The sequence below is a fragment of the Ramlibacter sp. genome, assembly GCF_029866045.1.
Lineage (GTDB): Bacteria > Pseudomonadota > Gammaproteobacteria > Burkholderiales > Burkholderiaceae_C > Ramlibacter.
In genome coordinates this window covers 1-13,901 of the sequence record NZ_JARXAB010000017.1, presented here as the reverse complement: position 1 = coordinate 13,901, position 13,901 = coordinate 1, and the positions used below count along the sequence as shown (strand labels likewise).

Below are 13,901 nucleotides of genomic sequence, written 5' to 3'. Positions count from 1 at the left end.
GCAGATCGTCAGCGTCTACGCCGCCGCTATCTAGACCTTCATCCACGAGGAATTCGGTGACGCCATGATGAGCGCGATCGACTTCGGCGGTCGGCACCCGCTCAGAGTTCGTCGCTGAACCAATCCTCGGCGGCATCCAGGAGCAAGCCGCCTGCGACAACGCCCGCTGTGACGCCGAGCCCCACGCCGGCGCCGATGGTGGTCACCTGTGCGAGCAGGCCGCGGCCCCACGCACCACTTCGATCTGCCGACTGCTGGCGCGCAAGTGGCGCATCGCCATCTGGATCCTGCGCCATGACCGAGGCATCGACCGGTCCTCGTTCTTCTGCTAACTGCGCCTGTGCCGCCTGGAGAGCCTTCTCGAGGGCCATGGTGCGTTGCACGAGCAGGTAGAGCGCGTCGGGCTGGCGCGCGCACTGCTCCAGGATGAGTGTCTCTGCGGCGAAGTCCTTATCGGCGGCGCGCGCACGCAGCAGTGGCTGGAGGAACTGCAGCAACTCGTCTCGTTCGTGTCGGTTCATGAATGGACGCTCCAGAGTGGGGGATCGTGCTGAAGGCCCCATGCCAACTTCAGCAGTCCGTTGTCAGAGGGAGTGGCTCCCCTTCTTGGGGCTCGCTCAGCCTGCTTGCTTGCCCGTGCTCACCATCTGCATGGCCGAGGCGATCAGGCCCGATACCTCGGTCATGTTGCCCGGCACGATCAGCGTGGTCTTGGCGTCTTGCGCCACTTTGCCGTAAGCCTGCACGGCTTGCTCGGCCACCTTCAATTGCACGGCTTGCTCGCCTCCAGGCTGGCGGATCGCGGTGGCAATGCGCTCGATCGCCTGCGCCGTGGCATTGGCCATTTCGGTGATGGCAGCGGCATCGCCTTGGGCCTTGTTGATGGCGGCCTGCTTTTCGCCCTCAGAGCGGGCGATGAAGGCCTCGCGTTCGCCGGTGGCAATGTTGATCTGTTCCTGGCGGCGGCCTTCTGAGGCCGCGATCAGGGCGCGCTTTTCGCGCTCGGCCGTGATCTGGGACTGCATGGCCAGCAAGATTTCCTTGGGCGGGGTCAGGTCCTTGATCTCGTAGCGCAGCACCTTGACGCCCCAATTCAAGGCCGCTTCGTCGATGGCCGCCACCACTTGTGCGTTGATGATGTCGCGCTCTTCAAAGGTCTTGTCGAGCTCCAGCTTGCCGATGACGCTGCGCAAACTGGTTTGCGCCAGCTGCGTCACCGCCACGATGTAGTTGGACGACCCATAGCTGGCCAGCTTGGGGTCTGTCACCTGAAAGTACAGGATGCCGTCGACCTGCAGCTGGGTGTTGTCCCGCGTGATGCAAATCTGGCTCGGCACGTCGAGCGGGATTTCTTTCAAGCTGTGTTTTTGGATGACCTTGTCGACAAAGGGAACCACAAAATTCAGACCCGGTGCCAGGCTGTCATGGAATTTCCCGAGTCTTTCAACGACCCAGGCCTCCTGTTGCGGCACGACCTTGACGGTTTTGACGATAAATAAGATCGCGATGATGACGAGGACTGCGGCGATTTCCATGGCGTTTCTTCCTCTTCTATAGGTTGAGCGGGCTGCTCAGATTTTTTCAAGCACGAGGCGGTTGCCTGCCACGGCCTGAATGCGGTGTGCCCCCGTTGCTGGAGACTGGCCGGGGGCGAGCATAGCGCTCCAGAGCGCGCCGCGGTGCTTCACCTGTGTCAAGCCTTGCGCATCCCAGGCATTGACCATCACCGTGCTCCCCAGGTCCAGATGCTGGTCTTGGGCGTCTTGCGGCGTGGTGGCTTGGCGTTTGCGCCACTGGCCGAGCAACACGGCCCCCAGACCGCCCACAGCGGCGGCCACGATCAGCTGCGTGCTCAGCCCTTGCCCTGCCATGGCAGACAGGGCTGCAGCCGCAGCGCCCAGGCCCAGCATCAGCAGGTAAAAGGTGCCAGTCGCCAATTCCAGCGCCACCAGCACACCGGTCAGCACCCACCAAATCGTTGCATCACTCATGTCGGCCCCTCCTTGCGCAGGATCGTATTGCCAGTTCGGCAGTGCGCAGAGCTTTATACCCCTGGCGCTGGGGCTTGTGCATGCTTTGCTCGGCAGGAAGAGGGGCATCCCGTGCCCGCCTGACCTGAGCGCCGGTGTGGCGGTGAAGGGCCTTCGGTTAGAGGCCCTTTGCCTGTGCGCCGGCTGGCCGGGAGTCGGTGTGGTCTTGTGCCCGGGCGCCGGCTGGCCGGACGCCCGGGTGAACTGGCCGAGAGCCCGGGTGGGCTGGGCGCAGCCCGATCAGCGCTGGGCCAGGGGCTGAACGTCGCGGCGCACAGAGCCCGAGAACAGCTGACGCGGACGGCCAATCTTGTACTCGGGGTCGCCGATCATCTCGTTGAGCTGTGCAATCCAGCCCACGGTGCGCGCCAGGGCGAAGATGGCGGTGAACAGCGAGGTCGGGATACCGATGGCGCGCTGCACGATGCCCGAGTAGAAGTCGACGTTCGGGTAGAGCTTGCGGGAGACGAAGTATTCGTCTTCCAGGGCGATCTTCTCGAGCGCCTGGGCGATTTGCAGCAGCGGGTCGTTGGCGACGCCCAGGTGGCCCAGCACCTCTTTGCAGGTCTCCTGCATCAGCTTGGCGCGCGGGTCGTAGTTTTTGTACACGCGGTGACCAAAGCCCATGAGCTTGACCGCGGAGTTCTTGTCCTTGGCCTGCTTGATGAATTCGCCGATCTTGGCCACGCCACCCGCCTGCTGAATTTCACTGAGCATGTTGAGGCAAGCCTCGTTGGCGCCGCCGTGGGCGGGGCCCCACAGGCAGGCCACGCCGGCGGCGATGGCGGCGAAGGGGTTGGTGCCCGACGAGCCGCACAGGCGAACGGTGGAGGTGGAAGCGTTTTGTTCGTGGTCAGCGTGCAGGATGAAGATGCGGTCGAGGGCGCGCACCAGCACCTCGTCGGGCTTGTACTCCTCGCAAGGCGTCGCAAACATCATGTGCATGAAGTTGCCGGCGTAGGAGAGGCTGTTCTTGGGGTACATGAACGGCTGGCCCGCGCTGTACTTGTAGGCCATGGCGACCAGCGTGGGCATTTTGGCGATCAGGCGGATGGCCGCAATCTCGCGATGCTCCGGGTTATTGATGTCAGTGCTGTCGTGATAGAAGGCCGACAGGGCGCCCACCAAGCCGGTCATGACCGCCATCGGGTGCGCGTCACGGCGAAAGCCCCGCAGGAAGAACTGCATCTGCTCATTGACCATGGTGTGCATGGTCACGCGGTGGGTGAAGTCGGTCTTGCCCTTGGCGTCGGGCAGGTCTCCGTAGAGCAGCAGGTGGCAGGTCTCGAGGAAGTCGCACTGGGTTGCCAACTGCTCGATGGGGTAGCCGCGGTACAGCAGCTCGCCCTTGTCGCCGTCGATGTAGGTGATGGCCGACTGGCAGGACGCTGTGGACAGGAAGCCCGGGTCGTAGGTGAACATGCCGGTCTGCGCGTACAGCTTGCGGATGTCGATGACGTCGGGGCCGATGGAGCCCTGGTAGACGGGCATTTCGACGCTGGGGCTGCCGTTAGAGAACGACAGGGTGGCTTTGTTGTCGGCAAGTTTCATGGTCTTTCCTCTTTAATTCACGTCCGCAGCATCTCAAGCACCCGCTTCACATCGGCGCTCTCGAGTTCAGGTTCGGGTTCCCGTCGGCGAAGCAGCAGATCGAGCAGGTCATTGTCTGCCAGGTCCATCAACTGCCCCAGCGCCGAGGCCTGCCTCACGGTGAGCCCCGCTTCATGGCGCTGAAAAAAACGCTCGATGAACAGGTCGTTTTCGAGCAGCCCCCGGCGGCATCGCCACTTGAGCTTGCTCAGTCCCCGTTCGTCCAGCAACTCCTCTGTCATTTCCAATATCGTGCACGCAGCCCGATTAAACGGCGCGGCGCACCATCAGTTCCTTGATCTTGCCAATCGCCATGGTGGGGTTCAGACCCTTGGGGCAGACATCGACGCAGTTCATGATGGTGTGGCAGCGGAACAGACGGTACGGGTCCTCGAGGTTGTCGAGGCGGCCAGCGGTGTCCTGGTCGCGGCTGTCGGCGATAAAGCGGTAGGCCTGGAGCAGGCCGGCGGGTCCGACGAATTTGTCCGGATTCCACCAGAAGCTGGGACAGCTGGTCGAGCAACTGGCGCACAAGATGCACTCGTACAGGCCGTTGAGCTCATCTCGCTCTTCGGGCGACTGCAGGCGCTCCTTTTCCGGCGGAATGGTCTCGTTGACCAGGTAGGGCTTGATCGAGTGGTACTGCTTGAAGAACTGCGTCATGTCGACGATCAGGTCGCGCACCACGGGCAGGCCGGGCAGCGGCTTGAGCACGATGGTGCCCGGCAGCGTGTTCATGTTCGTGAGGCAAGCCAGACCGTTCTTGCCGTTGATGTTCATCGCGTCGGAGCCGCACACACCCTCGCGGCAGGAGCGGCGAAACGAGATGGTCGGATCCTGCGCCTTGAGTTTCATCAGGGCGTCCAGCAGCATGCGCTCATTGCCTTCGAGTTCGATCTCGATGGTCTGCATGTAGGGCTTGGCGTCCTTGTCCGGGTCGTAGCGGTAGATCTGGAAGGTGCGTTTTTGCATGGCTTGCTCTCGAATCTAGTGGGGGGTTCGCTTCGTGTGAAGTACGTAGGACAACCTAGGGGGGTCTTCAGAACGTGCGGACCTTCGGGGGAACGCTGTCGACAGTCAGGGGGGTCAGCTTGACCGGCTTGTAGGTCAGGCTGTTGCTGGCGCTATGCCACAGGGTGTGCTTCATCCATTCGGCGTCGTTACGGCCCATCGGGGTGACCGGGTCGTCGATCGGGCGTTCGTAGTCGTTGACGGTGTGTGCGCCGCGGCACTCCTTGCGGGCAGCCGCCGAGACCATGGTGGACTGGGCGCACTCAATCAGGTTGTCGACTTCCAGGGCCTCAATACGAGCGGTATTGAAGACCTTGGACTTGTCTTTCAGGCCGATGGCCTGGACCCGATCGCGGAGAGCCGCGATCTTGCTCACGCCCTCGTCCATGCTGGCCTGGGTGCGGAACACGCCAGCGTGCTCTTGCATGGCGGCGCGGATGTCGTTGGCCACGTCCTGAGCGTATTCGCCGGAGGAGGCCTCCTCCAGCCGGTTCAGGCGGGCCAGGGTGAAGTCGGCAGCATCGGCCGGCAGCGGCTTGTGCTCCCTGTTCTTCTCGTTGAATTCGACGATGTGGGTGCCGGCGGCGCGGCCAAAGACCAGCAGGTCCAGCAGCGAGTTGGTGCCCAGGCGGTTGGCGCCGTGCACGCTGACGCAGGAGCACTCGCCCACCGCGTACAGGCCGTTGACCACCGCGTTGTGGTCGGTGGCGGTCTGCACCACGACCTGGCCGTGGATATTGGTCGGAATGCCGCCCATCTGGTAGTGGATGGTGGGCACGACCGGAATCGGCTCGCGGGTGATGTCGACGTTGGCGAAGTTGACGCCGATTTCGTACACAGAGGGCAAGCGCTTGTGAATGGTGTCTGCGCCCAGGTGGTCGAGCTTGAGCAGCACGTAGTCCTTGTTGGGGCCGCAGCCACGGCCTTCCTTGATTTCCTGGTCCATGCAGCGCGAGACAAAGTCACGCGGGGCCAGGTCTTTCAAGGTGGGGGCATAGCGTTCCATGAAGCGCTCGCCGTTGCTGTTGAGCAAGATGGCGCCTTCTCCGCGGCAGCCTTCGGTCAGCAGCACGCCCGCGCCGGCCACGCCGGTGGGGTGGAACTGCCAGAACTCCATGTCCTCCAGCGGAATGCCTGCACGCGCTGCCATGCCCAGGCCGTCACCGGTGTTGATGAAGGCGTTGGTGGAGGCAGCAAAGATACGGCCAGCGCCGCCGGTGGCCAGCAGAACCGTCTTGGCCTGCAGGATGTGCAGGTCGCCAGTTTCCATCTCAAGGGCAGTCACGCCGACCACGTCACCGTCGGCGTCGCGAATGAGGTCGAGCGCCATCCACTCGACGAAGAAGCTGGTCTTGGCCTTGACGTTTTGCTGGTACAGGGTGTGCAGCATCGCGTTGCCGGTGCGGTCGGCCGCAGCGCAGGCACGCTGGACCGGCTTTTCGCCGTAGTTGGCGGTGTGGCCGCCGAAGGGGCGCTGGTAGATGGTGCCGTCGGGGTTGCGGTCAAAGGGCATGCCCATGTGCTCGAGGTCGTAGACGACCTTGGGCGCTTCGCGGCACATGAACTCGATGGCGTCTTGGTCGCCGAGCCAGTCGGAGCCCTTGACGGTGTCGTAGAAGTGGTAGTGCCAGTTGTCCTCGCTCATGTTGCCCAGCGAGGCACCAATGCCGCCCTGGGCGGCCACGGTGTGCGAGCGGGTCGGGAAGACCTTGGACAAGACGGCCACGTTCAGTCCGGCGCGGGCCAGTTGCAGCGAGGCGCGCATGCCGGAGCCGCCGGCGCCGACGATGACGACGTCAAACTTGCGCTTGGTGATGTTGTTGGAGGTGTAGGTCATGCTGGGAAGCTTCGGGTGTCTCGGGCGGTATTCAGGCGATCAGGGTGACGCTCACAGGCGCCACAGGACCTGCAGGGTCCAGCCGGCGCAGCCGACGAGCCACACGATGGCAAAGACCTGCAGCGGCAGGCGGACGGCGACGGGCTTGACATAGTCCATCAGCACATCACGGATGCCCACCCACACGTGATAGATGAGGGCGATCACGACGGAGAAGGTCAGGAACTTCATCCACTGGGCGGCGAAGATACCGGCCCACTTTTCGTAGCCGATGGGGCCCGTGAAGAAGATCAACTGGGCCAGGACGATCAGAGTGAACAGCGCCATCAGGACGGCGGTCACGCGTTGGGCCAGCCAGTCACGCAGGCCATAGTGGGCGCCGCTGACGATGCGCTTGGAACCGTAGTTCACGGACATGGGGGGATGCTCCTAGGGAATCGGTGGAATGCGGTGGAGGTCGTTGCCAGTGGGGCGGTGCGGTTGGGCTGCTACGTTCCGGACTGCTCAGTACAGGCCGAACAGCTTGGCGCCCAGGGCGATGGTCAGCACCACGCTGCCGATCAGGGTGCGCTTGGCGCTGGAGGCGCCCGATTGCTTGGTCACCGCGGCGTGGTTGACGTCCATCATGATGTGACGGATGCCAGCGATGAAGTGGTGCAGATAAGCCCAGATCAGCGCCAGGGCCACCAGCTTGATGAACCAGCCCGGCACGAAGCCGATGCCGACATTGAAGGCAGCGGTGAAGCGTGCGAAGGAAATTTCGGATGAGACCGAGGTGTCGAACATCCAGATGATGAAAGGCATCAGGATGAACATCAGCACGCCACTCACGCGGTGCAGGATAGAGACGATGCCGGCAGCGGGAAGCCGGTAGCTCGGCAGGTCCGTCAGGGCGTTGATGTTTCGGAACTCGGGGCGCTTCTTCGCGATATCGGTCATGGGGTGCGCAATCTTGTAGTTCGTGACGGACTGAAATTCTATTGCAACGCATCAAGCTGACGCGGAGCCTTCGCAGATAACCCGACGCCCGGGTGACTCGCGTGTGCCAGTTCGGTGCATGGGCAGACGGAGTTTTGAAAAGTGCGGGTGATAGGAAGGCTGCGCATCGCGCGTTTCAGCTCAGGTCGTTGCGGTAATGGCGCGAATCCGTGCGATAGAGGCCCCTGCGAAACTCCATCGGTACGTCGTTGTAAGTCAAAGCAATTCGTTCCACCGACAGCAGCGGGTGGCCTTTGGGCACCTTGAGCAACGGGGCCTGCTGCGCGTCCGCCGCCACCGCGCGCAGGCGTTCCTGCGCGCGCACCATGCGCACGCCGAATTCCAGCTCGAACATGGCGTAGGTGGCGCCGCGCCAGCCAGCCAGGCGTTCGGCGGACAGGCCCTTGAAGGCCGTGCCCGGCAGCCACATGTCTTCCAAGATGGTAGGGACACCTGCGAATGAAAGCACCCGCCGAACCTGCACCACTGCCTCGCCGGCGCGCAGGGCGAGCGGCCTGGCGATCTCGGCGCTGGCCCGTACCCGCCGGCATTCCATGATGCTTCGCTCTGCGGGCACCTCGGCGCCGGGCTCACCGGCGTCGGGCACCAGGCGCAGGAACCGGTACTGCACATGCTGCTCGGCATGGGTGGCGACGAAGGTGCCCTTGCCCTGGCGGCGTACCACCAGGTTTTCGGTGGCCAACTCGTCGATCGCCTTGCGCACTGTGCCTTGGCTCACGCGAAAGCGCGCAGCGAGTTCCATCTCGCTGGGAATCATCTCGCCGGGCTTCCATTCGCCCATCTCGAGGCTTTGGAGAATCAGTCCCTTGATCTGCTGGTAAAGCGGGCTGAAGGCGGGCGTGCCCGCTTCAGGTACTCCGGACTCGGGATAGGGCAGGGGGGCGGTGGCCATGACTTTACGCGGTTCGTCAAATCATATCTTATATAAGACATAAGACAAATTGACCAAAGCGGGTTTTCGGCAGTACACTCGCGGCCGTTGCGCAGGGGGTGCCGCCGGCAGGCTGGATCCCTCGCGCGGGCCGGTGTCGGGGCCCCCAGGCCTTTGCTCCGGAGTACTTCCAATTTCCATTACTTCATCCGGAGATTTCCCCATGAGCAAGAAGCCTGTTCGCGTCGCCGTCACCGGCGCCGCTGGCCAGATCGGTTACGCCCTCCTTTTCCGCATCGCCTCTGGCGAAATGCTCGGCAAGGACCAGCCCGTCATCCTGCAACTGCTCGAAATCCCCGACGAAAAAGCCCAGAAGGCGCTCAAGGGCGTGATGATGGAGTTGGAAGACTGCGCCTTCCCCTTGCTGGCCGGCATGGAGGCCCACAGCGACCCGATGACCGCCTTCAAGGACACCGACTACGCGCTGCTCGTCGGCGCTCGTCCCCGCGGCCCTGGCATGGAGCGCGCCGACCTGCTGGCCGCCAACGCCCAGATCTTCACCGCTCAGGGTAAGGCCCTGGACAAGGTGGCCTCGCGCAATATTAAGGTGCTGGTGGTGGGTAACCCCGCCAACACCAACGCCTACATCGCCATGAAGAGCGCGCCCAGCCTGCCGCGCGAGAACTTCACCGCCATGCTGCGTTTGGACCACAACCGCGCCGCCAGCCAGATTGCCGCCAAGACCGGTTGCAAGGTTGGCGAGATCGAGAAGCTCACCGTCTGGGGCAACCACTCGCCCACCATGTACGCCGATTACCGCTATGCCACTGCCAATGGCAAGAGCATCAAGGACCAGATCAACGACCAGGTCTGGAACGCCGACGTGTTCCTGCCCACCGTGGGTAAGCGCGGCGCCGCCATCATCGACGCTCGCGGCCTGTCTTCGGCAGCCTCGGCTGCCAACGCCGCCATCGACCACATGCGCGATTGGGCCCTGGGCTCGAACGGCAAGTGGGTCACCATGGGCATTGCGTCTAACGGCGACTATGGCATTCCGAAGGACGTGATGTTCGGCTTCCCGGTCATCACCCAGGACGGCAAGTACGAAGTCGTCAAGGGCCTTGAGATCGACGCCTTCAGCCAGGAGCGCATCAACAAAACGCTCAAGGAACTGGAAGACGAGCAGGCCGGCGTCGCCCACCTGCTCTGAGTTCGGCGCTGCAGTCCCTTCCCAAGGCCGTGAGCGCGCATCCCCGCGACGTTCTCCTGGGCGCCCAGGCCCGCACCGGCAGTTTGCCGGTGTGCGACCACTACAGTGGTGTCGAGGCCCGCATGAAAAAGAGCCTGCAGTTGCAGGCCGAGATGGCGGCGGAATTCGGCGCCTGCGTCTTTGACGTCACGCTCGACTGCGAAGACGGTGCGCCGGTAGGCGGTGAGCGAGAGCATGCCGCCCTGGTCGCGGAGATGGCGGCTGGCGCCGCGCCCGGTGCCCGGGTCGCGGTGCGGGTTCACCCTGTGGACCATCCCGCCTTCGAAGACGACATCCGCACCATCGTCGGCCGCGCCGGCGCCCGCCTGGTGCATGTGATGGTGCCCAAGGTTGAGTCCGTAGCTGATGTCGAGCGTGCCGCACGTGCGGTAGACGCTGCTGGCGCGCCGACACTGGGTCTGCATGCCCTCATCGAGTCGCCCGCCGCGGTGCATCGGTCCTTCGACATCGCTGCCCACGCCCGCATCCAGTCCCTGAGCTTTGGCCTGATGGATTTCGTTTCGGCCCACGGCGGCGCGATTCCCGCCGACGGCATGGGGGTGGAGGGTCAGTTCCGGCACCCGCTGGTGCTGCGCGCCAAGCTGGAGATTGCCTCGGCCTGCCACGCCCATGGCAAGGTGCCCTCGCATTGCGTGGTGACCGAGTTCAAGAACCACGACGCTTTTCGCGAGGCCGTCCGACGTGCCGCCCGAGAGCTGGGCTACACCCGGATGTGGAGCATTCACCCGGACCAGATCCGGCTGGTGTTGGGCGCCATGGCACCTGATGCCCGTGACATCGAAGCCGCCGCCGCCATCGTGCTGGCTGCAGCCCGCGCCGACTGGGCGCCGATCAGCCATGCAGGCAAGCTGGAAGACCGGGCGAGCTACCGCTTTCATTGGCAGGTACTTGAACGCGCGCACCAAACCGGGCGGCCCCTGCCCAGCGAAGTGCGCCCTTGGTTCGACGAGGTCCCCGCATGATCGAGTGGACCTGGTGGGGACTCTCGTCATCGACCCCCTCGGCGCTACAGGCGCTGCCTCTGGCCCTGCTCGCTCTTTTGGGTCTTCAGATCCTGGCGCCTGTCCAGGCGGCCGAAGCGGTGCCGGCGGGCACCAAAGGCAACGCGAGACAGGTCACGCCGAAGGCCACTGCGAAGGCCGCTCCGAAGGCGACCCCGAGGGCCACCCCGAAGGTTGCCTCTGGCACTGCCGCCAAGGCGCAGCCCCGGGGTGCGTTGGCGCCCTCCGCCCAGAAGGCCGTGGAGTCGCGGGTGCGGATCGAGGACGAGCCCTCCCACGACCTGTCCCCCGCCGAGCTCGAAGTGGCACGCGCTGTGCATGTGGGCGTCATGACCTGCGAACTCGGCGCCAGTGTGACCGTGGAGCCAGCGCGCCGTGAAGGTTTTTTTCTGGTCGGCATCCACAAGGGATTGCGCTTTCGCATGCACCCGATCGTGAGCCGCACTGGCGCCATTCGTCTGGAGGATCCCAAGCGGGGTGCGATGTGGCTGCAACTGGGAAACAAGTCAATGCTCTTGAGCCAGAAGCAGGGAAAGCGCCTGGCCGACGAATGCCAGAGCCCGTCGCAGGTCCAGGTGGCCGCGGCGATGAAAATGAACCCGCCGCCAAGCTTGTTGGAGCCCCTGCCACCGGAGGCTCCCGCCTCTGCTGATACTGCTGTGGCTCCTGGCGCTGCTCATACAGCTGTGGCTCCTGCCATTGCTGATGCGGCTGCGGTACCTGCCGCTCCTTCCGTTGCCGCCACCGCCGCTGACACCGTTGTCAACGGGGACATCGCTGAGAACGCAACTCAATAAGGCAGACTATCGAGATCAGCGAACAGAGTTCAGAAAGCAGAGCCGGACACCGGCCCAATCCACTATTTTTTTGACGGAGAGAAGACCATGCTGCAAGCCTATCGTGACCATGTCGCCGAGCGCGCCAAGCTCGGCATCCCGCCCCTGCCGCTGACCGCCAAGCAGACCGGCGACCTCATCGAGCTGCTGAAAAATCCGCCCAAGGGTGAAGAACATACCCTGGTCGATCTGATCACCCACCGCGTGCCCGCCGGCGTGGACGACGCCGCCAAAGTGAAGGCCAGCTACCTGGCCGCCGTGGCCCATGGCACCGAAAAGTGCGCGCTGATTTCCCGCGCTAAGGCCACCGAGCTCTTGAGCACCATGCTGGGCGGCTACAACATCAGCCCCATGATCGACCTGCTGGACGACAAGGAAGTCGGCCAGGTTGCGGCCAACGGCCTCAAGACCACCCTCTTGATGTTCGACCAGTTCCACGACGTCGCCGAGAAGGCCGCCAAGGGCAACGCCAATGCCAAGGCCGTGATGCAGTCCTGGGCCGATGCCGAGTGGTTCACCAGCCGCCCCGAAGTGCCCCAGTCGATGAAGCTCACCGTGTTCAAGGTGACTGGCGAGACCAACACCGACGACTTGTCCCCCGCGCCCGACGCCTGGAGCCGCCCGGACATTCCGCTGCATGCGCTGGCCATGCTCAAAAACACCCGCGACGGCATCACCCCCGAAGAAGACGGCAAGCGCGGCCCGATCAAGTTTATCGAAGACCTGCGCAAGCGGGGCAACCTGGTCGCCTATGTCGGCGACGTGGTGGGCACCGGTTCGTCGCGCAAGTCGGCCACCAACAGCGTGCTGTGGTTCACCGGCGAGGACATTCCCTTCGTCCCGAACAAGCGCTTTGGCGGCGTCTGCCTGGGCTCCAAGATTGCTCCGATCTTCTACAACACCATGGAAGACGCCGGCGCCCTGCCGATCGAGCTCGACGTGAGCCAGATGAACATGGGCGACGAGATCGAGCTGCGTCCCTACGAGGGCAAGGCCCTCAAGAACGGCCAGGTCATCGCCGAGTTCCAGGTGCGCAGCGACGTGCTGTTTGACGAAGTGCGCGCCGGTGGCCGCATTCCGCTGATCATCGGTCGCGGCCTGACCGCCAAGGCCCGTGAGGCCCTGGGCCTGCCCGTCTCCACCCTGTTCCGTCTGCCCCAGGCGCCCAAGGACAGTGGCAAGGGCTTCACCCTGGCCCAGAAGATGGTCGGCCGCGCCTGCGGCATGCCCGAAGGCAAGGGCGTGCGCGCCGGCACCTACTGCGAGCCGCGCATGACCTCGGTGGGCTCCCAGGACACCACCGGCACCATGACCCGCGACGAGCTCAAAGACCTGGCGTGCCTGGGCTTCTCGGCCGACCTGGTGATGCAGTCCTTCTGCCACACCGCCGCCTACCCCAAGCCGGTGGACGTGAAGATGCACCACGAGCTGCCCGAGTTCATGTCCACCCGTGGTGGCATCTCGTTGCGCCCGGGCGACGGCGTGATCCACTCCTGGCTGAACCGCTTCCTGCTGCCCGACACCGTCGGCACCGGCGGTGACTCGCACACCCGCTTCCCCCTGGGTATCAGCTTCCCGGCCGGCTCGGGCCTGGTGGCTTTTGCCGCTGCCACCGGCGTGATGCCGCTGGACATGCCCGAGAGCGTGCTGGTTCGCTTCAAGGGCAAGATGCAGCCGGGCGTCACCCTGCGTGACCTGGTCAACGCCATTCCGCTGGCCGCCATCAAGCAAGGTCACCTGACCGTCGCGAAGCAGGGCAAAAAGAACGTCTTCTCTGGCCGCATCGTCGAGATCGAGGGCTTGCCAGACCTGAAAGTCGAGCAAGCGTTTGAGCTGTCCGACTCCTCCGCCGAGCGCTCCGCCGCCGGCTGCACCGTGCACCTGAACAAGGAGCCGGTGATCGAGTACATCAACAGCAACATCACCCTGATGAAGTCGCTGATCGCCAACGGCTACGCCGACGCCCGCACCTTGGCGCGCCGCATCGCCGCGCAAGAAGCCTGGCTGAAGAACCCGCAGCTGCTCAAGGCCGACGCCGACGCCGAGTACGCCGCTGTCATCGAGATCGACCTGGCCGAGATCCACGAGCCCATCGTGGCCTGCCCGAACGACCCGGACGACGTGAAGACGCTGTCCGAAGTTGCTGGCGCCAAGATCGATGAGGTGTTCATTGGTTCCTGCATGACCAACATCGGGCACTTCCGTGCGGCCTCCAAGCTGCTCGAAAACAAGCGCGACATACCGGTCAAGCTGTGGGTCGCGCCGCCGACCAAGATGGACCAGACGCGCCTGACCGAAGAGGGCCACTACAGCGTGCTCGGCGCCGCCGGTGCCCGCATGGAAATGCCCGGATGCTCGCTGTGCATGGGCAACCAAGCGCAGGTCAAAGAGGGCGCCACGGTCATGTCGACCAGCACCCGCAACTTCCCTAACCGCCTGGGCAAGAACACCAACGT

Annotated in this window: 14 protein-coding genes; 4 read left to right on the top strand and 10 right to left on the bottom strand. The window is 64.1% G+C overall.

What is annotated here, in order from left to right:
- Nucleotides 1-101: 101 nt before the first annotated feature.
- The 10 genes from QE494_RS01250 to QE494_RS01205 all read right to left on the bottom strand — a co-directional run bounded on the left by QE494_RS01250 (nucleotide 102) and on the right by QE494_RS01205 (nucleotide 8,359).
- Nucleotides 102-521, bottom strand: a complete 420-nt coding sequence (locus QE494_RS01250) for a DUF2076 family protein (protein ID WP_300040683.1) — start codon at nucleotides 519-521, stop codon at nucleotides 102-104.
- Nucleotides 522-617: 96 nt separating this feature from the next.
- A complete protein-coding gene (locus QE494_RS01245) occupies nucleotides 618-1,535 on the bottom strand; it encodes an SPFH domain-containing protein (RefSeq protein ID WP_300040681.1) in 918 nt (305 codons plus the stop codon).
- Nucleotides 1,536-1,571: 36 nt separating this feature from the next.
- The gene (locus tag QE494_RS01240) at nucleotides 1,572-1,991 is read right to left on the bottom strand and encodes an NfeD family protein (RefSeq protein WP_300040679.1); all 420 of its coding nucleotides are present in this window, start codon (nucleotides 1,989-1,991) and stop codon (nucleotides 1,572-1,574) included.
- 279 nt (nucleotides 1,992-2,270) lie between these two features.
- Complete coding sequence (locus tag QE494_RS01235; RefSeq protein ID WP_300040677.1) at nucleotides 2,271-3,581, bottom strand: citrate synthase; 1,311 nt, start codon at nucleotides 3,579-3,581, stop codon at nucleotides 2,271-2,273.
- Nucleotides 3,582-3,598: 17 nt separating this feature from the next.
- On the bottom strand, nucleotides 3,599-3,862 hold the full coding sequence (locus QE494_RS01230) for a succinate dehydrogenase assembly factor 2 (protein ID WP_300040675.1): 264 nt from the start codon (nucleotides 3,860-3,862) through the stop codon (nucleotides 3,599-3,601).
- Between the two features lie 25 nt (nucleotides 3,863-3,887).
- On the bottom strand, nucleotides 3,888-4,592 hold the full coding sequence (locus QE494_RS01225) for a succinate dehydrogenase iron-sulfur subunit (protein WP_300040672.1): 705 nt from the start codon (nucleotides 4,590-4,592) through the stop codon (nucleotides 3,888-3,890).
- A 67-nt stretch (nucleotides 4,593-4,659) separates the two neighbouring features.
- Nucleotides 4,660-6,468 carry a succinate dehydrogenase flavoprotein subunit gene (gene sdhA, locus QE494_RS01220; RefSeq protein WP_300040670.1) on the bottom strand — a complete coding sequence of 603 codons (1,809 nt, stop codon included), beginning with the start codon at nucleotides 6,466-6,468 and terminating at the stop codon, nucleotides 4,660-4,662.
- Nucleotides 6,469-6,519: 51 nt separating this feature from the next.
- A complete protein-coding gene (gene sdhD, locus QE494_RS01215; protein ID WP_300040668.1) occupies nucleotides 6,520-6,885 on the bottom strand; it encodes a succinate dehydrogenase, hydrophobic membrane anchor protein in 366 nt (121 codons plus the stop codon).
- Between the two features lie 87 nt (nucleotides 6,886-6,972).
- Nucleotides 6,973-7,407, bottom strand: coding sequence for a succinate dehydrogenase, cytochrome b556 subunit (gene sdhC / locus QE494_RS01210; protein ID WP_300040666.1), 435 nt, complete (start codon nucleotides 7,405-7,407; stop codon nucleotides 6,973-6,975).
- Nucleotides 7,408-7,582: 175 nt separating this feature from the next.
- Complete coding sequence (locus tag QE494_RS01205) at nucleotides 7,583-8,359, bottom strand: GntR family transcriptional regulator (protein WP_300040663.1); 777 nt, start codon at nucleotides 8,357-8,359, stop codon at nucleotides 7,583-7,585.
- Nucleotides 8,360-8,561: 202 nt separating this feature from the next.
- Between QE494_RS01205 and QE494_RS01200 the strand changes: the two genes are divergently transcribed.
- The 4 genes from QE494_RS01200 to acnB form a co-directional block, all read left to right on the top strand.
- A complete protein-coding gene (locus tag QE494_RS01200; protein ID WP_300040661.1) occupies nucleotides 8,562-9,548 on the top strand; it encodes a malate dehydrogenase in 987 nt (328 codons plus the stop codon).
- Nucleotides 9,549-9,577: 29 nt separating this feature from the next.
- The gene (locus tag QE494_RS01195; RefSeq protein ID WP_300040659.1) at nucleotides 9,578-10,570 is read left to right on the top strand and encodes a CoA ester lyase; all 993 of its coding nucleotides are present in this window, start codon (nucleotides 9,578-9,580) and stop codon (nucleotides 10,568-10,570) included.
- Nucleotides 10,567-11,406 (top strand): hypothetical protein, encoded by an 840-nt coding sequence (locus QE494_RS01190; RefSeq protein ID WP_300040657.1) that lies wholly within the window; start codon nucleotides 10,567-10,569, stop codon nucleotides 11,404-11,406. The genes QE494_RS01195 and QE494_RS01190 overlap by 4 nt, the downstream gene beginning before the upstream one ends.
- Nucleotides 11,407-11,493: 87 nt before the next feature.
- On the top strand, nucleotides 11,494-13,901 hold a 2,408-nt coding region (gene acnB / locus QE494_RS01185; protein ID WP_300040655.1), incomplete at its 3' end, for a bifunctional aconitate hydratase 2/2-methylisocitrate dehydratase.